20 protein-coding genes are annotated in these 19,406 nt (G+C 54.2%); 4 read left to right on the top strand and 16 right to left on the bottom strand.

The features are described from left to right. Window positions 1-210 precede the first annotated feature (210 nt). From xylA to DYU11_RS02965, 3 genes are all read left to right on the top strand, one after another. Window positions 211-1,557, top strand: coding sequence for a xylose isomerase (gene xylA / locus DYU11_RS02955; protein WP_119666138.1), 1,347 nt, complete (start codon window positions 211-213; stop codon window positions 1,555-1,557). 113 nt (window positions 1,558-1,670) lie between these two features. Beyond that, window positions 1,671-1,886 (top strand): PLDc N-terminal domain-containing protein, encoded by a 216-nt coding sequence (locus tag DYU11_RS02960; protein ID WP_119666139.1) that lies wholly within the window; start codon window positions 1,671-1,673, stop codon window positions 1,884-1,886. After that, entirely contained in the window at window positions 1,883-2,341 is a 459-nt protein-coding gene (locus DYU11_RS02965; protein ID WP_119666140.1) for a nuclear transport factor 2 family protein, read from the top strand. Before DYU11_RS02960 ends, DYU11_RS02965 begins: the two co-directional genes overlap by 4 nt. A 3-nt stretch (window positions 2,342-2,344) precedes the next feature. Here the strand turns inward: DYU11_RS02965 and DYU11_RS02970 are convergent, their stop codons facing one another. Further along, on the bottom strand, window positions 2,345-3,163 hold the full coding sequence (locus DYU11_RS02970) for an enoyl-CoA hydratase-related protein (RefSeq protein ID WP_119666141.1): 819 nt from the start codon (window positions 3,161-3,163) through the stop codon (window positions 2,345-2,347). Between the two features lie 174 nt (window positions 3,164-3,337). Between DYU11_RS02970 and DYU11_RS02975 the strand changes: the two genes are divergently transcribed. Next, window positions 3,338-4,459, top strand: coding sequence for a T9SS type A sorting domain-containing protein (locus DYU11_RS02975; protein WP_119666142.1), 1,122 nt, complete (start codon window positions 3,338-3,340; stop codon window positions 4,457-4,459). Between the two features lie 2 nt (window positions 4,460-4,461). Here the strand turns inward: DYU11_RS02975 and DYU11_RS02980 are convergent, their stop codons facing one another. The 15 genes from DYU11_RS02980 to DYU11_RS03050 form a co-directional block, all read right to left on the bottom strand. After that, complete coding sequence (locus DYU11_RS02980; RefSeq protein WP_119666143.1) at window positions 4,462-5,439, bottom strand: radical SAM protein; 978 nt, start codon at window positions 5,437-5,439, stop codon at window positions 4,462-4,464. A 102-nt stretch (window positions 5,440-5,541) separates the two neighbouring features. Beyond that, window positions 5,542-6,384: an acetyl-CoA carboxylase, carboxyltransferase subunit beta gene (gene accD / locus DYU11_RS02985; protein ID WP_119666144.1), complete on the bottom strand. Its 843-nt coding sequence runs from the start codon at window positions 6,382-6,384 to the stop codon at window positions 5,542-5,544. Between the two features lie 93 nt (window positions 6,385-6,477). Beyond that, a complete protein-coding gene (locus DYU11_RS02990) occupies window positions 6,478-7,176 on the bottom strand; it encodes a DNA alkylation repair protein (protein WP_119666145.1) in 699 nt (232 codons plus the stop codon). 83 nt (window positions 7,177-7,259) lie between these two features. Then, a complete protein-coding gene (ftsZ, locus tag DYU11_RS02995) occupies window positions 7,260-8,708 on the bottom strand; it encodes a cell division protein FtsZ (RefSeq protein ID WP_119666146.1) in 1,449 nt (482 codons plus the stop codon). A gap of 89 nt (window positions 8,709-8,797) precedes the next feature. Beyond that, window positions 8,798-10,195: a cell division protein FtsA gene (gene ftsA / locus DYU11_RS03000; RefSeq protein ID WP_119666147.1), complete on the bottom strand. Its 1,398-nt coding sequence runs from the start codon at window positions 10,193-10,195 to the stop codon at window positions 8,798-8,800. Further along, window positions 10,192-10,962: a cell division protein FtsQ/DivIB gene (locus DYU11_RS03005; RefSeq protein WP_119666148.1), complete on the bottom strand. Its 771-nt coding sequence runs from the start codon at window positions 10,960-10,962 to the stop codon at window positions 10,192-10,194. The genes ftsA and DYU11_RS03005 overlap by 4 nt, the downstream gene beginning before the upstream one ends. A 37-nt stretch (window positions 10,963-10,999) precedes the next feature. Then, the gene (murC, locus tag DYU11_RS03010; RefSeq protein ID WP_119666149.1) at window positions 11,000-12,400 is read right to left on the bottom strand and encodes a UDP-N-acetylmuramate--L-alanine ligase; all 1,401 of its coding nucleotides are present in this window, start codon (window positions 12,398-12,400) and stop codon (window positions 11,000-11,002) included. Window positions 12,401-12,487: 87 nt separating this feature from the next. Next, window positions 12,488-13,579 carry an undecaprenyldiphospho-muramoylpentapeptide beta-N-acetylglucosaminyltransferase gene (murG, locus tag DYU11_RS03015; RefSeq protein WP_119666150.1) on the bottom strand — a complete coding sequence of 364 codons (1,092 nt, stop codon included), beginning with the start codon at window positions 13,577-13,579 and terminating at the stop codon, window positions 12,488-12,490. A 92-nt stretch (window positions 13,580-13,671) separates the two neighbouring features. Then, complete coding sequence (locus DYU11_RS03020; RefSeq protein ID WP_119666151.1) at window positions 13,672-14,799, bottom strand: FtsW/RodA/SpoVE family cell cycle protein; 1,128 nt, start codon at window positions 14,797-14,799, stop codon at window positions 13,672-13,674. A gap of 38 nt (window positions 14,800-14,837) precedes the next feature. Further along, window positions 14,838-16,193: a UDP-N-acetylmuramoyl-L-alanine--D-glutamate ligase gene (gene murD / locus DYU11_RS03025; RefSeq protein ID WP_119666152.1), complete on the bottom strand. Its 1,356-nt coding sequence runs from the start codon at window positions 16,191-16,193 to the stop codon at window positions 14,838-14,840. 88 nt (window positions 16,194-16,281) lie between these two features. Then, a complete protein-coding gene (gene mscL / locus DYU11_RS03030; RefSeq protein ID WP_119666153.1) occupies window positions 16,282-16,614 on the bottom strand; it encodes a large-conductance mechanosensitive channel protein MscL in 333 nt (110 codons plus the stop codon). A 93-nt stretch (window positions 16,615-16,707) separates the two neighbouring features. Next, the gene (locus DYU11_RS03035) at window positions 16,708-17,667 is read right to left on the bottom strand and encodes a DUF3078 domain-containing protein (protein WP_119666154.1); all 960 of its coding nucleotides are present in this window, start codon (window positions 17,665-17,667) and stop codon (window positions 16,708-16,710) included. A gap of 57 nt (window positions 17,668-17,724) precedes the next feature. Beyond that, on the bottom strand, window positions 17,725-18,552 hold the full coding sequence (locus DYU11_RS03040; protein ID WP_119666155.1) for a mechanosensitive ion channel family protein: 828 nt from the start codon (window positions 18,550-18,552) through the stop codon (window positions 17,725-17,727). Between the two features lie 12 nt (window positions 18,553-18,564). Then, entirely contained in the window at window positions 18,565-18,759 is a 195-nt protein-coding gene (locus DYU11_RS03045) for a hypothetical protein (RefSeq protein WP_119666156.1), read from the bottom strand. A gap of 12 nt (window positions 18,760-18,771) precedes the next feature. Beyond that, window positions 18,772-19,377 (bottom strand): RNA polymerase sigma factor, encoded by a 606-nt coding sequence (locus DYU11_RS03050; protein ID WP_119666157.1) that lies wholly within the window; start codon window positions 19,375-19,377, stop codon window positions 18,772-18,774. Window positions 19,378-19,406 lie beyond the last annotated feature (29 nt).

The raw sequence follows: 19,406 nt of genomic DNA on the forward strand, positions 1-19,406 counted from the left end.
TCCATAGATAAAGATTGACGTGCGATAAGGTTTCGCTGGGTTGAGTACATCAAAAAAATGATCCGTCAGGATAGCCGCGCCATGAGCGAACAGGGTAAATCAAAAATAAAGCCTGCTCGTACACTAACCCCGTAAAGAAACTTCCTGTCCGACTTATGAGTAAAGGCCGTAATTTAACCGCCTTAATACCCTAAAATTTCCGCTGAACACATGTCTGAAATTAAGCTTACACTGGGCGATACGGCCTACTTCCCCTTTGTCGACAAGCCCATTGCCTTCGAAGGGCGTGACTCCGACAACCCCCTCGCCTTCAAGGTCTACGACCCCAACCGACTCATCCTGGGACGGCCCATGAAGGACCTTTTCCGCTTTGCCGTCGCCTACTGGCACTCCTTCTGCGGCACTGGCAACGACCCATTCGGACCCGGCACCAAGCACTTCCCCTGGGATGCCCTGGCAGCCAACGACCCCCTGGCAGCCGCCCACCACAAGATGGATGCCGCCTTCGAGTTCATCACCAAGATGGGCATCGAGTTCTACTGCTTCCACGATGTCGATGTCGCCCCCGAAGGCCGATCCAACGCCGAGTTCGAAGCCAACTTCCGCGCCATCGTCGACTACGCCAAACAGAAGCAGGCCGCCAGTGGCGTCAAGCTGCTCTGGGGCACGGCCAACCTCTTCTCCCATGAGCGCTACATGAACGGGGCGGCCACCAACCCCGACTTCCACGTGCTGGCCCACGGGGGCTGGCAGGTCAAGAACGCCATCGATGCCACCATCGAGCTGGGCGGCTCGGGCTACACCTTCTGGGGGGGCCGTGAGGGTTACATGTCCTTGCTGAACACCAACATGAAGCGGGAGACCGAGCACCTGGGCCGCTTTTTGCAGATGGCCCGGGACTACGCCCGCCAGCAGGGCTTCAAGGGGGCCTTCTACATCGAGCCCAAGCCCATGGAGCCCTCTAAGCACCAGTACGACTTTGATGCGGCCACGGTGGTGGGCTTCCTCAACCGGCACGGGTTGCAGGACGACTTTGAGTTGAACATCGAGACCAACCACGCCACGCTGGCCAACCACACCTTTGCCCATGAGCTGCAGGTGGCGGCTGATGCGGGCATGCTGGGCTCGATCGATGCCAACCGGGGCGACTACCAGAACGGCTGGGACACGGATCAGTTTCCCATGGACCTCTATGAGCTGACCGAAGCGATGCTGGTGATCCTGGAAGCGGGTGGTCTGAAGTCGGGCGGGGTGAACTTCGACGCCAAGACGCGGAGGAACTCGACCGACCTGGAGGACTTGTTCATTGCGCACATCGGGGGCATGGACGCCTTTGCCAGGGCCGCGATCGTGGCGGAGGCCATCCTGGAGAAGTCGCCGTACCGGAAGCTGCGGTCGGAGCGGTACGCGAGCTATGACAGTGGTGAGGGGGCACGTTTTGAGCGGGGCGAGCTGACGTTGGCGGATCTGCGGCAGTATGCACTGGAGCAGGGCGAGCCGCGGCAGATCAGCGGCAAGCAGGAGCTGTTCGAGGCCATCATCAATCAGTACATCTAGATAACTCCCCTTGAGCAGAAAATAGGTTTACCAGATTAACCGTCTGTGTAAACCTATTTTTATTTTCATGGCTGAACGGCTATCTTGAACCGCACACCCAAAACAAGTAACTCATGGAGCTTTTCATCGGATTAGGAGGCATCGAACTGCTCTTCGTACTGGCTATTCTGGGATTTTTCATCCTCTTGCCGCTCATTGCTCTCATTGACGCCCTTCGCAGTTCGTTCCATGGCAACGATAAGCTTGTTTGGGTGCTGGTCATTCTTCTTTTTCCATTTCTGGGGGCCATCTTATACTTTGTTATCGGCCGTAACCAACGCATTCCATGAAAGCCATTCTACTCCTGGTTAATCTCTTAATCTGCTCAGCAGCCATCGCCCAATCCGGGGAAGAACAAGCCGTTCGCACCACCATTACCAACATGTTCGACGGCATGCGCAAAGCAGACACGACTCTGTTCAAATCGGTCTTTGCGCCAAACGCTACGTTGCAAAGCATCGCCAAAAACAAAGAGGGCGTTGTGGCGGTCCGGCAGGATGCCATTCCTGGCTTCATTGCTTCTGTTGGCAAACAGGCACCGGGCGCCCTCGACGAACGGCTGTCGGGCATGGAAATCAAAATTGATGGTGAGCTGGCTACGGCCTGGACGCCCTACACGTTTTACTACAACCAGAAAAAGAGCCATTGCGGAGTCAATGCCTTTACGCTGGTCAAACTGAACGGTGGCTGGAAAATCCAGAGCATCATCGATACCCGCCGACGCGACAACTGTCCGGATTTATAGCCATTACTCACCGCTCCAGTTTGGTGCGCGCTTTTCCAGAAAAGCCGCCATGCCTTCCCTGGCATCGGCGGTCTGCTGAATCTGTTGAAACTGCTCGTGCAGAAAGGCCTGCTGCTGATCCGGTGGCAGGCTTTTTACTTGTTGATACGCCCGTAGGCCGAATTGCATAGCCGTTGGCGAATACTGCTTCAACTCATTAGTAATCCGCGCCACTTCGGCATCCAGTTCTGCGGCCGGCACAACGGTTGTTACCAGCCCTACAGCCATCGCATCAGCGGCCGACAGCACCCTGGCCCGCAGACAAAGATCGAGGGCCGTGCGGGCGGGCATGATCTCCAGTAACACCGCCAGCACCTGAAACGGGAACAGCCCACGCTTCACTTCGGGCAGGCTGAACGTAGCTGACCCGGCCGCTACTACGTAGGTACAGCCGCCAACCAGCAAAAAACCCCCGGCGTAGACCGGCCCCTGCACCCGGGCAATACAGGGTTTGTGCAACCCAGCCATCAGTTCACCTAACCGAACCGGACCGGACGGTGGCGGAACCGCAGGCAACTCCTGCTCACCAGTCGAAAGCGCTTTCAGGTCCATACCGGCGCAGAACGTATCGCCCGCGGCTGCCAGCACCACCATCCAGATAGCCTTCGTATAGTGGGCATAGTGAAGTGCAAAAGCTAGTTCGGTAAGCAGCGTTTGGTTAAGGGCATTCTTCTTTTCCGGCCGATTGAGCGTAATGGTCAGTACGTGATCGCTGTGCTCAACCAGGAGGTGACGGAAACCACCCGCGGGTAGTTCAGCCGCCTGCGAAGGTGTGTAAAGCATAGTAACTGATGAAAAGCGTAAAACTAGGCATTTAGGCTAATTATAACCGCTTCAGTGGCAAAACTACCGCTTAATAAATTACTTGCTGTAACCTGCTGTACGGTATATGTCTGTGTAGATTTTTCAAGTTAGGAAACTGAAAGCCAGCTGTTCATCCTTCTCTCCTGACCTGTTATGAAACTCTTTATCTGTCTGTGCCTGGTGCTCATGAGCATTCAGACATACGCTACCCATATCCTGGGCGGTTATGTTCAGGCGAAACGCGTCTCTCCTACATCGCTTCAATATGACATCGTTGTGACGTTGTATTTAGATGAAGTTTACGGCCGGGCAGCCGCCGACGACGTCAACATCATACAGATCTGCTTCGGTGATGGTACCACGCGTACCATCACCCGGGCCACACGGCAGCTGGTAACTGACCGCGTTGCCAGCCTGAACGTGTATCAAACGCAGCACACGTATGCAGGACCAGGTTCGTTTGTAGTCACAACTACCATTCCTAACCGTACTGAGGCCCGAAATTTACCCCGGGCAGACCTGCTGCCTTTTACGCTCAGTACGACCCTGTTAATTAACAGCCAGCTTGTCAATCAAACGCCGGCCGTGTCCGTGCCGGCAACCGGTTTCCGACTGGCTGCCCGGCAGCGCGCTACCATTAATTTGCAGGCTACCGACGCGGAGGGAGACAGCCTGGTGTATGGGCTCGTTCGTGCGCTTACGACCACGTCATTGACTTCGTGTGAACAGCGAACGGCTACTACGTATCAGTTTCCAAACGACGCTACCCGACAGGGCACGTTCAGAATAAATAGTCGCACCGGCACGCTGGTCTGGGATTCACCCGTTGAACTCGGTCGGTACGTGATCTCGATTGCTATCGACGAATGGCGCAACGGCGTAACCATCAGTCGCACCATTCACGAAATTACCCTATTTGTTGAGGATCGACCCGGTACGCCCACCCCTACTCCGCCCTACGAACCAGCCATCGAAGGGGCATTTGGTGGGATTATTACGGCGCTGCCCGAATACACCGATGCTGACATAGAGTTGGTTGTCTTTCCCAACCCGGTTGAAAGTCGGCTGTGGGTGACCATTCAAAGTCGAAAAGCCATAGTGCCCAGTGCCCAGTTACGGGACATTGGCGGTCGGCTGATTCACGAACTACGCTTCAACGGCCCCGCCCGACGCCATGAGCAGCTAATCGATCTGGAAAGCTTGTCGGCCGGTACGTACATCCTGCACACGGAGGTAAACGGCCGGACGATAGCCGAGAAAATTCTGAAGAAATAAGATTAGAACAGCTGCTTCCACGTACCCTTCACCCGATTGTATTTCAGGGTGCTGGGGAGGGCCTTCCACCAGTATTTGTTGATCTCAACAGCGAACGACGGCTGCATATAGCAGTTGATGGCGCAACCTTCACAGGCCGGCAGACGGCCTTCCAGCGCCACCAGCTTCTGCACTTCGTCGGAGCGGTAGAGCTCGTACAGCTGGCCGTCGATGGCAATGTCTTTCAGCCCCAGGTGGTAGCAGGGCAATACCAGCTTGTTTTCCGGCGAAATCACCAGCGTCGTGCTGGCAGCGCGGCAAACGGGGTCGTCAGTGTGGTTGCCCCCATCGCGACGAAGCTGAATAAACGCATCGTTGAGATAGACGTTTTTCTGCCGTCCCCACCAGGTCATCTGCTGGAGAGCAGCTTCCGAAAATCGTTCGCCTGTCTCAACGGTATTATACTCAAATACGGGATTCAGGATCAGCACCAGGTTGTTGGGCAGGCAGATTTCTTCGTGCAGCTGCCTGATCTGGGCAACGTTATGCTCAAACACAGTAAACAGAATGTCGGGCCGTTCGCCAAGTCGCCGGGCTATAGCGATGGATTCCATGACTTTGTCGAAGCACGGTACGCCCCTCGATCGGTCATGCTCTTCGGCAATTGGCGAGTCGAGCGAAAAGTGCAGCATATCGACCAGCCCCCGCAGCCGTTCGGCGTACTTTGGGTAAAGTAATCCGTTCGTCGTGATGGTTGTGATGAAGCCAAGCTGTTTGGCTTCCAGCAGGAGGTCGGGCAACTGACGGTGCAGCAGGGGTTCGCCACCCGTAAAATCAACGACCCGAACGCCCAGCCGTTTCAAATCCCTCAGGTTTTCCCGTACGTTTTCAAGGGTGACGTAGGGTGAGGGCCGCTCCCATATATCGCAAAAATTACAGGTCGCATTGCAGCGGTACGTCACGTAGTAGTTGCACAGAACCGGATGGGAGACAAGGCGCATAAGAGAAAGGAGAAAAGGGTGGAAAGGGAAGAGGGAACAAAGGAGAGAAAATTAGTAGTTGCGAATTCCTTCCTCCTTTCCTCCCTCCTGCCTTTCTCCTTCTTACTGCAACATCTTGAACAAGCTCGACAGCTTGTCTTTCAGGTCTTTACGATCAACGATGAAGTCGAGAAAACCATGTTCGAGCACAAACTCTGCACTCTGGAATCCTTTGGGCAGGTCCGTACCAATGGTTTCGCGAATGACACGCGGACCGGCAAAACCAATCAGAGCGCCGGGTTCAGCAATGTTAAAATCACCGAGCATAGCATACGAAGCCGTTACGCCCCCCGTTGTAGGATCAGTCAGCAGTGAAACATACGGCAATCCAGCCTCCGACAGTAATGCCAGCTTGGCCGATGTTTTAGCCATCTGCATCAACGAGAAACCAGCCTCCATCATCCGGGCTCCCCCCGACCGTGAAATCATCAGGAACGGCGTCTTATTTTGTAACGCATGGTCGATAGCACGGGCAATCTTCTCGCCCACCACCGATCCCATTGAGCCACCGATGAAGCCAAAGTCCATGCAGGCAATCGTCACCGTTATGTCGTTCATGGGGCCGTATGCCGTGCGAACCGCGTCTTTCAGACCGGTTTTATTGATGGTCGTCCGCAGCCGATCCGGGTAAGGCTTGGTATCGGTAAACTTCAGCGGATCCGCCGACGTCATCGTTGCATCCAGCTCAACGAACTGGTTTTCGTCGAACAGGATGCTGAAATAAGCATCGGAACCAATTTTCTCGTGGTAGTTACAGTGTACGCAGGTATAGGCATTCAGCTTATGCTCCCGCGTATGCATGATTTTCTTACAGTTTGGACATTGGTACCACAACCCATCGGGAGCTTCCCGCTTCATTTCGGTCGGGGTCTGAATACCCTTATCTTTTCGGACGAACCAAGACATTTGCCAGTTTTCAGTTTGTGGTTTACAGGTTACGGTTCACTGACCGGATCTGTAAATGACCGGTAAAGATACTAAGAAAAAACTGTCGGGTGGTCACAGCGCAAGATAGTAACGTCGGCGAGCCGGCTCGTAGCGTTCAATGGCGTAGCGCAGAGCGGTTCGGGGGAGCTGCCGAATGTGATCGTGCAGAAACTCATCGAGGGCGTCGGGGTTACGTTTGCCTACCTCGCGCAGCATCCAGCCAGTTGCCTTATGGATCAGGTCATGCGTATGGCCAAGCAGCCGTTCTGCAAGCGCAAACGTATCCGCAAACTGCCCGTTCCGGATAAACGCCAGGGTGGCTACCATCGCTATCCGCTGGCTCCAGAGGTGGTCTTCACAAACCAGATCATACAGCACTGATCGCTCCTGGGTAAACAACGTTTCTCCAACAATGGCCGGGCACGACGAATCGACCAGGTCCCAGTTGTTAACAAACAGACGATTAGCCAGGTAGGCGTCCAGAATTTGTTGCTGTTGTACGTGCCTGGCCCGCCGTGTCTGGTTGACCCAGATCAGTAATCCGACCATTCGGCACTCGTGGAAAGGGTCCTGAACCAGCTTTTCGGTTTCCTCGATGGGCAGCGCAACGTACTGCCGGGCCAGCGCGTGTTGTTGGGGCATCGACAGACCCAGAAACTGGTCTCCGGCGCCGTATTCTCCGGGTCTTGTTTTAAAATACCGGGCTACAAACGACGCCCGTTCGGGCTGTTCCAGCGCCAGCAGCGCTTCCTTTACCTGATCGGCAGTCATGGGGATTGGCAAAGGGCGTGGGGCTAAGGGCACAGGAACTGTCGATCCCCTGCCCTTAGCCCCACGCCCAGGATCTTGTTAACTTAGTCGTTCAGCCGTGCCCGAATGAACTCATGTTCGGGTAGCATTGGCGTTTGATACAGTTGGGTTTTGTTACGCAGATACGTCGGCGTGTCGAGGTCATTGCTGTTGTATTGACCTTTCACGAACGTATCAATTGTGCGTTTGATCAGGTCCGCATCGTCCGGCCGTTCATCGTCGAGCAGTTCCAGCGTATCAACATTGACCTCAGGGTTCAGCCGCTGACCGTTCGACTGGTCAGGACGAATAATGGTCTGTTCGGTGGTGTATCCGGTTTCCCAGCGCACACTCTCACTCTGTGGACTAACCGCCACCGGCGTTGGCGCTACGGGCTCCGGCTCCACCTCTACCAGTTCCGGCTGCGCATCGTCCATGTCGAGACTGCTTTCAACTGGCTCGGTTTCCAGTTCATCCTCCACCGCTTCGTCTTCCTGTTCCTCGGCGTCAATCGGCAGACCCGTCGACAGCGTTTCGCCCAGATTATTGGTTGTTTCGAAACCAGCCGCGATGATGGTCACCCGAAGTTTTTTGCCTAGTTCCTTGTCGGTAATGGCTCCAAACTTGAACATACGGGCTTCGGTACCGATTTTGTTAACGATATACTCCGAAATGAGCGTTTGCTCATCGAGCAGCATATCGTGTTCCGGGCTGGATGCAATCGTGAGCAGCACCCGCTTGGCCCCCCGGATATCTCGGTCGTTGAGCAGCGGTGAGTTTAGCGCGGCTTCAATGGCCAGCAGCGCCCGATCCTCCCCGTCGGCCTCGGCCGATCCCATCACCGACTGTCCGGCTTTATCAAGCACCTTCTTTACGTCGGCAAAGTCAGCGTTGATATCGCCCTGGGTAGTGATGATTTCGGCAATACTTTTTACTGCGTTCGCCAGCACGTTGTCGGCGTGGGCATAAGCCTCTTTCCACCGAAGTTTGCCGTGCAGCTCGGCCAGTTTATCGTTCAGCACGACCAGCACCGTATCACAGCTCTTTTTGAGCTTTTCGATACCGCGCATAGCCTGTTCTTTCTTGTCGGTACCTTCGTACTTGTAGGGAGCCGTTACGACAGCCACCGTCAGCAACCCCATTTCACGGGCTACCTCGGCCACCACCGGAGCCGCCCCGGTTCCCGTACCGCCCCCCATCCCGGCCGTGATGAACACCATCTTGACCGGGGGTGCCAGCAGATGCCGGATTTCCTCGATGCTCGCCCGGGCTGCCTTTTCGCCTTCGTCTGCATCAGTACCAGCCCCCAACCCATCGCCTAGCTGCAGTTTGGTTGGTACCGGGTTACTCGTAAGCGCCTGGCGATCAGTGTTACAGACAGCAAAATTAACGTCCTGCACACCCATTTTAAACATGTGCTTAACCGCATTGCCCCCTGCGCCCCCTACACCAATTACCTTGATGATCGTTGGATTATCATCCGGTATTTCAAATCTATATCCCTGACTATGCATAATGTCTTGGGTGGAATCTTCTTTTTTATGTCTAGAATCTGCCTGATACACGTAACCGGCTGTCAGGCCGGTTCATACGGTGCGAATCATCAATAGGTGTCGGTTTCACTGCCACGAATGGGCCGGACTGCTTTCTTGAGCCAGGCCAGTAGCCCATTGCTTTCAGGTTCTTTCTCAGGCGCTTTCTCTCGTTCACGCTCCCGTTCCCGTGTGGCGGTCGGCGCCGGTGGGCTGTACGCAGGCCGCACAGGCGTGGGATCTTCGTTATAGACCGAGCGTCCTGGATCGCTGATGAATGATATGCGGTTATCGATGGTTTTGTAGCCGGCCCACACCAGGCCAACGGCCGTTGCGTAGGCTGGATCGCCCACCAGATCGGCGCGGGGGTTGGGCTCCAGGTGTTCGGGATAGCCAACCCGTACTTCTTCCATTCCCGTTACGCGCTGGAATATCTGTTCCACGCCCGGAATCAGCGCCGACCCACCCGTCAGGACGATACCGCCGAGCAGTTTTCCGTCGTAGCCCGACCGGATGATTTCGGCCTGAACCAGAGAGGCAATCTCGCGCAGACGATCCTCGATGATGACCGCTACGTTTTTTAACAGTACATCTTTCGGCTTGCGGTTGCTCAGGCCGGGTACCGCCACCACCTCGTTGAGTTTGTACTCCGTGGGGTTGGCATTTCCAAACTTCCGCTTCAACTGCTCGGCCTGCTGCGGCAGTACTTTGCAGCCACTCTGGATGTCGGCCGTAACGCTGTTGCCCGCCCAGGGGAACACCGCTACGTGGCGCAGTACGTTCCGGTGATAGATAGCCATTTCGGTTGTGCCTCCGCCGATATCGACGAGCGCCACACCGGCATATTTTTCTTCGTCAGTCAGTACGGCCAGCCCCGACGCCAGTGCCGAGAGCATCATGGTATCCTGCATCAGGTTATTGCGCGAGATGCATTTCCGTACGTTGCGGGCAGCATTCGCCTGAGCGACGATTAACTGAAAATCGGCACCCAGCTTAACCCCGTTACGGCCCACAGGCTGTTGCACGTTGGTTTCTCCATCGACAACAAAGTCCATCGGCAGCGCGTGGATAATCTCTTTGTCGGCCGGGATAGTGGTACGGTACATATCGCTCAGCAGATGGTCGATATCTTCCATCTGTACCTCATCGCCCGAGGAACTGCGGGTGATGCTGCCGCTCGACTTAACCGACGTTACGTGCGAGCCGCTGAAGCTGACGTTAACGAGCTGAATGTTGAGATTCGATTGGTTGGAAGCCTCCCGAACGGCCCGCCGAATGGCTTCGACCGTATTATTCACGTTGACGACGGACCCTTTGGCGACCCCGTCGGCCAGAAATGTTTCGCCTACGCCCAATACTTCGAGCGTTTCGTGGTCTTTATGACGTAAAACACGGCCTGCCACAGCGCATACTTTCGTGCTGCCAATGTCAAGCCCCACCACTATCTTATCATCAATGCCTGTCGTCATTCGCACACAATTTGGTTTCGGTACTGCACACTTACCCGACTGTATCGCTCCCAGCCCTTCAGAGGAAGCACCTTTGTATAAAATAATTTTAGTTTCTTCAACTTAGCCTCCAGATCGACCGGTGGTCCGAATTCGATCCGGTGTTTTCCGATCTGCGGCCACATCGTCACCCCGCCCTGCGCATCGACCGACAATTCGGCGATCTGCGCCCGCCAGAACGGATCGTCATAAACGGCTTTCAGCAGCATCAGCAGCGGCCGGTTCCGTTCATTTGACAACGACCGGTTTTTCTCAAAATAGCGGCCGGTCAGAATGGGCACCCGGGCCGTGTAATTCATCGACACCGGAAAAACCCGCCCTTCTTCGCTAACATACTGCCCAGACACCACCCCTCCATCGTGGTACGTCATTAACCGAGCCAACGGGCGCGGCTGCTCGACCGTCACGATCAGGTTTCCTTCCAGATCACGGGCAATCTGGCAGCTTTTCACCAGACCATGCTGAAGCAATCGCTGCTCCAGCCGCCGAAGGTCAACATCCGAATAATCTCTCCCACTGATCGGGTCAGCCCCCTGGTTGGTCAGGTATCCCGTTACGTCGCGTCGCGTCAGAAATTTGTGGCCATCGATCTCGTTCAACCGAACAACGACCGACTGCACCCGCTTCTGCCCGTGCCGAACTTCAGTAAAAGCGATCAATCCGAACAGCAAAAATAGCCCTCCAGCGATCACTAGCCATTTTTTGGTTGAATTAAAGGTAGAAAACATCTGGAAATAAGCTATCTGAGCATACAAATATTTTTATTTATTGGCCTAGTAATGCGCTTTTTAACGTTGGCAACAGTTGATCAATGTCTCCAGCCCCAATGGTTACAAGTAAGGACGGCTTCATTTCCTGTACTAAGTTAACTAATTCTTCTTTGGTACACTGCCGCTTCGACGGAGCCTGAACATTTCGCAGGATCAGGTCCGACGTAACGCCTTCGATGGGCTGTTCGCGGGCCGGGTAGATGTCCAGCAAAATCACCTGATCAGCCAGCGACAGGCTCTCGGCAAAGCCATCCGCAAAGTCGCGCGTTCGGGAATACAGGTGCGGCTGAAACACCGCCGTCAACTCACGGTCGGGATACAGCGCTTTCACCGACGACAGGAACGCCTTCACCTCGGCAGGGTGATGCGCGTAGTCGTCGATCAGCACGGCCTGATCGGTTTTCAGTACGTACTCAAACCGCCGTCTGACTCCCCGGTAGCTGTTCAGCGCCGACCGTATGGCCGCCGGTTCGACCCCAAGCTGCAGCGCCACCGCGCCGGCAGCCACCGCATTTTCGACGTTATGAAACCCAGGAACAACTAACTGAATATCGGCAATACCCCCCTGCGGATACATCAGATCAAACACGAAGCAGGCATTCTCAATCCGCAGGTTCTGGCTGTGGTAATCGCCTTCTGTCAGCGAATACTGACGAACGGCCGCTTTTGTTTTATCCTGTAGTGACAATCCTTTTTTCATGAACAGAACGCCGGGCTCACCACCCCGATCCGGCTCAATCTGACTCACAAACTGGCCGAACGATTCAAGTACGGCATCGTGCGCTCCGTAAATATCGAGGTGATCGGCATCGGTCGATGTCACAATTGCCAGATGCGGAAACAGGGTCAGGAAGGACCGGTCAAACTCATCCGCTTCGACGACGCAGACTACCGACCGAATGTCGTCGGCGGGTTCGTTGAGCAGGAAGTTGGTGCCGTAGTTGTTGGTGATGCCGCCCAGAAAAGCCGCGCAGTTGACACCCGCATGCCGCAGGATATGCGCAACCATCGATGAGGTGGTAGTTTTGCCGTGCGTTCCGGCCACCGCCACCGTTTTCATCTGCCCAGCCAGCAACCCCAGCACCTGCGAGCGCTTCTGGATAGTGAAGCCATTTTCCAGCAAATAGACGTATTCCTTGTGCTCTTTCGGTACGGCGGGCGTGTAGATCACGAGCGTTTGAGCCGGGTTCTCCCGAAACGCTACCGGAATTGACTCAACCGATTCCAAGAAGTGAATTGCCATTCCTTCTGACTGGAGGGTGTTGGTAAGCGACGTCGGGGTTTTGTCATACCCGGCCACTTCGTATCCGTTGATGCGAAACCAGCGGGCCAGCGCACTCATGCCAATTCCCCCGATACCGAGAAAATAAATGTACTTGAACGTGTCTAAGGTCATAAGTGTGAGGGAGGAGAGGAGGAAAGGGAGGAAGGAGGAAAGCGAATACATAACCCTTCTCCTTTTCTCCTATCCTCCCTTTCCTCCTTATTTTTTTAAGTTGATCACTTCTTCGGCAATCTCCCGGGCGGCATTGGGCCTGGCCAATGTCCGGATCTGGGTACTTAACTGTGTCCGTCTGGCAGCATCGTTGAGTAGGCTCAACGTACTCGTTACCAACTCGTTGCGGGCAACCTGATCCCGAACCAGCAAAGCCGCATTACGCTCTACAAGGCTCATCGCGTTTTTGGTCTGATGATCTTCCGATGCCGCCGGAAACGGTACCAGAATGGCCGGTCGCCCGACCAGACACAGTTCCGATACCGACAACGCGCCGGCGCGAGACACCACGACGCTGGCCACGGCATAGGCTTTATCCATGTCATAGATGAAATCGTAGGCTTTCACAAGGGGCGAGTTCACGGCAGCAACGGCGGCCCGCGCCCGTTCGATGAACGCCGGGCCTGTCTGCCAGACGACCTGCACCCCTGCATCGACAAACCGGCGCAGGGCGGGCTCCATGCTTTCGTTCAGCGTACGGGCCCCCTGGCTTCCACCAATGACCAGCACCGTCGGGCGATTACCTTGCAGATCGAAAAGCGTCAGGCCGGCGTTTAACTGCTGATCGGCAAACTGAATGTCCTTCCGAACCGGATTACCCGTCATCCGGATTTTTTCGGCGGGAAAGAACGCTTCCATACCCGGATACGCCACGCAGATTCGCTCCGCCCAGCGGGCCAGTACTTTGTTGGTCAGGCCGGCGTACGAATTCTGCTCCTGAATCAGGGTCGGAATGCCTTTGAGCGATGCCGCCAGCAGCAGCGGCCCACTGGCGTAGCCACCCACACCAACGGCTACGTCGGGGCGGAAGTCGCGTACAATCTGCTGCGCCCTGATCAGGCTCCGGCCAAGTTTCAGGGGAAAAGCCAGATTATCCAGTGTCAACTCCCGCTTGATGCCGACCACCGGCAACCCAACGATCGAGTAGCCCGCGCGGGGCACTTTCTCCATCTCCATTTTACCCTCGGCTCCCACGAACAAAATTGTCGTGGTTGGGTCCATCGCTTTCAGTTCGTTGGCAATGGCTATGGCCGGGTAGATGTGTCCGCCGGTTCCGCCCCCGCTAATAATTACATTCATTCGGTTTGTGGTTAGTAGTGCGTAGTTTGTGGCTGGCTGATGCGCGGGTACCCTTGCTCAACCCACCTACGTACTACACACTACGACCTAACTTAAATCTTACTTTCATCGGCCTCTTCCCGACTGACGCTCAGCACAATACCAATAGCCAGACCGGTGAAGATCAGCGACGTACCTCCCATACTCAGTAATGGCAGCGGCTGACCCGTAACCGGGGCCAGACCAACCGCCACGCAGATACTGGCAAAGGCCTGAAACACAATACTGAACGTTAGTCCGGCCGACAGCAGACCGCCAAAGGGCCGGGTTGTTTTCTGAATGGCTTTCATGCCACGCCACAAAAACCAGAGGTACGCCATAATAACCGGCAGCCCACCAAACAGCAGCCCGTATTCCTCAACGATGATGGCATAAATGAAATCGGAGAACGGGTTGGGCAGCGTATTTCGCTGGTGACTGTTGCCGGGCCCCTGCCCCGTCAGGCCGCCGTTGGCCAGGGCGATATACGACTGCTCCACCTGATATACGATGGTGTCGGAATCCATGAAATTCTTTATCCGATTGGTAGCCGTACCGAATCGCTGTCCCAGCACCAGCGCAAAACCGCCGACGACGACGCAGAACACGACCATGCTCGTGAGGTAACGTACCGGAACCCGACCGATATACATCAGCAGGAAGCAGGTGGCCCCAAGCAGGAGCGCCGTTGACGTATTGGAGAGGATAATCAGGGCGCAGATCACTCCGATCCAGACAATCAGGTTGACCAGTACGCTTGGATCGTTCATAAACCGCTGCCGTTTGGCCAGCATAGCCGCCAGGTTGGAAATCAGGGCCAGTTTGGCCAGATCGGAGGGCTGAAACGTCTGGTTGATGATTGGGATGGTCACCCAGCGCGACGCGTCGTTCAGCGTAGAGCCTTTAAAGAAGGCCCACAACAGCAGCGGAATCGATAGCCACAGCCCAAACTTCGACAGCCGGGCGTAGTAAATGTAGTTGATCTTGTGGGCGAAGTACGTGCAAACCAGCCCCAGCATCAGCAGGGAACCGTGCTTGAGCAGAAAAACTTCCGTGTTGCCGTCGAGTTCGCGAAACGCTTTGGTTCCCGTTGCGCTGTATACGACCAGCACGCTCATGATAGACAGATACAACACAATCCACCAGATTTGCCGGTCACCTTTAAGGTTGTTTCGTATCCAGTCGCGAATAGAAAAGGTCATGGTTCTATCAATGTTTCCTCCCTGAATGTACTGATTCCTTATTGCTGGCTATGTTGCAGCGCCTGCACCGCAGCTTTAAACTGATTACCACGGTCTTCGTAATTTTTGAACAGGTCGAAGCTGGCGCAGGCTGGCGACAGCAGCACGACATCCCCCGGCTGCCCCAGGGTCAGTCCTTTCGCAACGGCGTCCTGAACACGTTGCGTTTCGTAAATTACGGGCACTTTGCCTTCGAAAAACGCTACTAATTTATGATTATCTGCGCCCAGACAAACCAGCGCTTTTACCTTCCGGCGAACTAACTCCTCAATCTGGCTGTAGTCATTGCCTTTATCCTGCCCCCCGGCAATCCAGATGGTCGGCGATGTCATACTCGACAGCGCGTAGAATACGGAATCGACGTTAGTGGCTTTGGAATCATTGATGAACTGAACCCCATTGATGGTCCCGGCTGGTTCGAGTCGGTGAGGAGCGTTCTGAAAGGTTCGCAGCCCCTCAGCAATGGCCGCATCGGACACCCCAACCGACAGCGCAGCCAGCACAGCCGCCAGCATGTTGATGGCGTTGTGCGGTCCACGCAGGGGCGTTTCGTCCTGAACAATGGTGAAACTACGGTCGCCACACTGCGCCGTTAACAGACCATTGGACAGATACCCACCGGGTACTGGCCGCGTTTCGAGTGAAACAGGCAGTTGGCGCACTGCGGGCGTGCGCTTTGCCAGCTCGTCAAGAATAGGCTGATTTTCCCGGAAAAATATAAAATAGCTGTCCGGCTGCATGTTCTGCAGAATCCGGAATTTTGAATCAACGTAGTTCTGAAAATTATATCCGTAGCGGTCGAGGTGATCCGGCGTAATATTAAGCAAAACAGCCGTGTCGAGCCGGGTTTCGTACATATCATCAAGCTGAAAACTGCTCAGTTCAAGTACGTAGTAATCGAACGTATCGTGGATAACCTGTTCGGCGAAGCTATCGCCAATATTGCCGGCAAGCCCTACATTCAGCCCGGCCGTTTTCAACAGATGATAAATCAGCAGCGTAGTGGTGGTTTTTCCGTTGCTGCCCGTAATGCCAATCAGGCGGGCGCGGGTATAGCGGGCCGCGAATTCGATCTCCGACAGAACGGGCGTTCCCTGGGCTTTCAGTTGCTGCACCAGGGGGACCGTATCCGGAATACCCGGGCTTTTTACAACCTCGGTAGCATTCAGAATACGTTCTTCGGTATGCCGGCCTTCCTCGAACGGGATACCGGCCGCCTGCAGTGTGGTGCGGTAGTTTTCTTTCAGATTCCCCCGATCCGACAGAAATACCTCATACCCCTTAGTCTGCCCGAGCAGAGCCGCGCCAACGCCACTTTCTCCTCCGCCCAGAATCACCAGTTTCTTTGCTGCCATACGTAGTTATTACCAATGGCAAAGTAACGCATAAATAAAAAAGCCCCGGCTACTCACCGGGGCTTTTCGTTCGGCTTTATGAGCCTGATTACTCTTTAGGCGCCAGTGAACTCGACAACCGCACCCGATTGGCAGCCTTGACAATCAGAAAGATAACCCAGGCGATAACTAAAAATTGAATCAGCACATTCAAAAAGTTTCCATAGCGAATGGCCACTTCAGGCGTAGTTCCAACGGCTTCTTTCAACACGATTTTCAACTGGCTGAAATCGATACCCCCAATGATGAGCCCCAATACCGGGTTGATGATGTCTTCGACCAGCGAGGTAGTAATTTTACCAAAAGCCGCTCCGATAACGATACCAACGGCCAGATCCAGCACATTACCCTGCGCAATAAACGTACGAAATTCGTTAAGCATATTCGGTTTGTTTTAGTGAAGATTCTCTTTACGGATGATTATAAAAAGCCGGCAAATGATAACAACAATACGTTGCAAATCAAGATTTTACACTTACTTCGCCTTTTTACGGAACGTACTGACGTTATACACCAATCCGACCGCCAGCGTCTGCTGAATCTGCAGACTCGTGCTGAAATCTTCGTCGTACAGCGCAATGAAGCCGAATGTGGTGGTCAGGTATCGGTTGATTTTAGCGGTCAGAATCAGATCCAGCCGGTGGTCGATTGCATCGAGCTGCTGGTAGTTGGCAAAGAGCTGATACCGGGTGTTGATGCTGATATTTTCCGATAAGTTGCGGTTCAGCGAAGCCTGCAATTGTAGCGCCAGCCATTCCGTTCGCACCGACCGACCCGGCTGCACGCCGTAGGCCACCGCGTTTGGATCACGGATCGGTATGCCATTGACCACACTATACCGAACTTCGCCATCGGTCAGAAAGGTAAGCCGGGGCGCAAACGGGCTAAGTCGTATGGCGATCCAGTCGTTTGGTTTAAGGGCCAGGCCCCAGGCCAGTGTAAGCTGTCCGGGGGCTAGAAAATTGGAGATTTTGAACCGTTCCTGCCCCGGCCCAAGATTATCGTACCGATAGCCGGTTGTGAAGAAGGAATTGAACGTTCCCGACATAAACAGGTCCAGTCTCGGCGAAAGTTTGTACCCCGTCACCGAATTCAGAAAAATCTGATCGGCCGACTTCCGGGTTATACCCGTCTGCGTTACGTAGCCTAACTGAAGGTCGGCGGTGTTATCCCACGACCACCTCGCCTTTTCGTACAATGCCCGGGCCGCAACCACGGCGCCGATCGCAACGGAATTAGTACCTCCGCCAACCCAGTTACTGAATGAAGCCTGATTGAAGTTGATACCGCCACTGAACGATTTCTGCCAGTACGTAGTGTCCTTCAGAACGACCGCAACGGTGTCTTTGAAGTTCGTTGTAACAACAGTCGAATCCTGCGCCACGGCCAGGTTACTGCTTGTCCAGGCGACGAGCAGGTACAAAAGCTTTTTCATAGTACGTTTGTAGCGAATGGAGGTTGAACCTGCTACTAACGTACTCACAAATACCGTTTAATCAAATAGTTCGACTTTTTTCATCTGCAGGGTCTGAAGCGGAATAATCGTGGTTGTCTCCCCAGTCTGAAGCGTCATTGACGTACTGTCGATTTTCACAATCCGGCCTTTCACCTCATCGACCTGAATTGTCTGGCCTTCGCGAAAGCGGTTCTTCGAATAGAACGACGAGAGAATATTAGCCATTACGTCGCGTGAGGCCAGCCCGTAGCCGGCCGCAAACGCAAAGATGATTCCGCCAATGATCAGATTGAAACTCGATTCCAGCAACTCCGTATTCAGCCCCGCCTGCCCCAGGGCGTTGATGAGCGTAATGATGAGGAAGAAGAAAAACACGAGGGTTCCCAGCATCCGACCGCCACTGATGTTGAACGAATTACACAACCCTATCACAAATTTTTTGAGCCCCTCCGAAATAAACAACCCCACAACGAGCATCAGCCCGGCCACGATCAGTTTGGGGATCAGGTTAGTAATGCCCAGCACCAGATCCGTGAGAGCGGCCACGCCCAGCATCTCGGCCGCGGCCGTAGCGAAGATCAATACGATGAAAAAGTACAGCACCTGCGCCAACGCGCGACTGGCCTTAATCTCGGTGTTCATGCGCCGGACCAGATCAATGTCATTCAACCGTTCCCCAATCCTGTCGATGCCAATTTTTCGCAATACGGTTTGCACAAGGTTGCGAATCAGCCGGGCAATAAGTAGCCCCAGCAACAGAATTACGATGGCGCTGATCAGACGGGGAATGAAATTGATCAACTGATTAATTAAGCCAATGACGATATTGGACAGAATTTCCTGAAGATTGGGGATGTTGTTCATGGCGAGGATAGGTCATTTACGTTGGTTTTCGTCGGGGAGCAACTCACTCACGAAAACGGTGAAGACCGCAAATATACCGTAGGCATACACCTCGACGACCTGGAGTGAATTTCGGATCATGTCAATTTCTGAAACGACTTCCTGTTTCAGATAAGCCGGGCAGGCTGCATCCGGCTCCAGTGCTTTAAACGGATTAGTATTTTCCATGGGACTGACTGATCAACGAAAAGGCCATTTTACAGAAAACACGGCTTTCAGGGCCAGCAGTAGCCAGAATACGGCCCCTTCCAGGTAGTACTTTCTCAACTTATCCCGGGTCCGCTTGAGTCGCATCTTCACCGCGCTCTCGGTCGTTTTCTGCATATCAGCAATATCACGAATGCTGAAATCGTCCTGATACTTCATCATCAGTATGCTTTGCTCTTCGGGAGTCAGCTGGCTCATGGCCCGTTGTAGCTGCTGTACCTGCAGCTCAGCTATTTCGCTCAGGTCCTCATCGTCGCTTAGCTCTACCGGCTCCCACCCCTCGTCCATATATATTTCATGCCGATGACGTGACGAACGTACGTGATCAACGCAATAGTTATAAGTAATAGAGTACAGCCAGGTCGAAAACTTGGCCTGCCCCTGGTAACTGCCCAGTTTGATTACCAGACGCAGAAAAATATCGTGCGCCATGTCCTCGGCCCGCACAGGGTCTTTAGTAAACGACAGGCACTTGCGATACACCTTGTCGCAGTATCGCTCATAGAGCGCTTCAAAATAAGCGTTCCGCTGCGTCTGGATATATAAACTAACTAACTCTTCGTCGGCAATACCTTTCATTCAATTCATACGATTGAGGTTAAGACAGG

Origin of the sequence: Fibrisoma montanum, from assembly GCF_003583365.1 — a bacterium.
GTDB lineage: Bacteria > Bacteroidota > Bacteroidia > Cytophagales > Spirosomataceae > Fibrisoma > Fibrisoma montanum.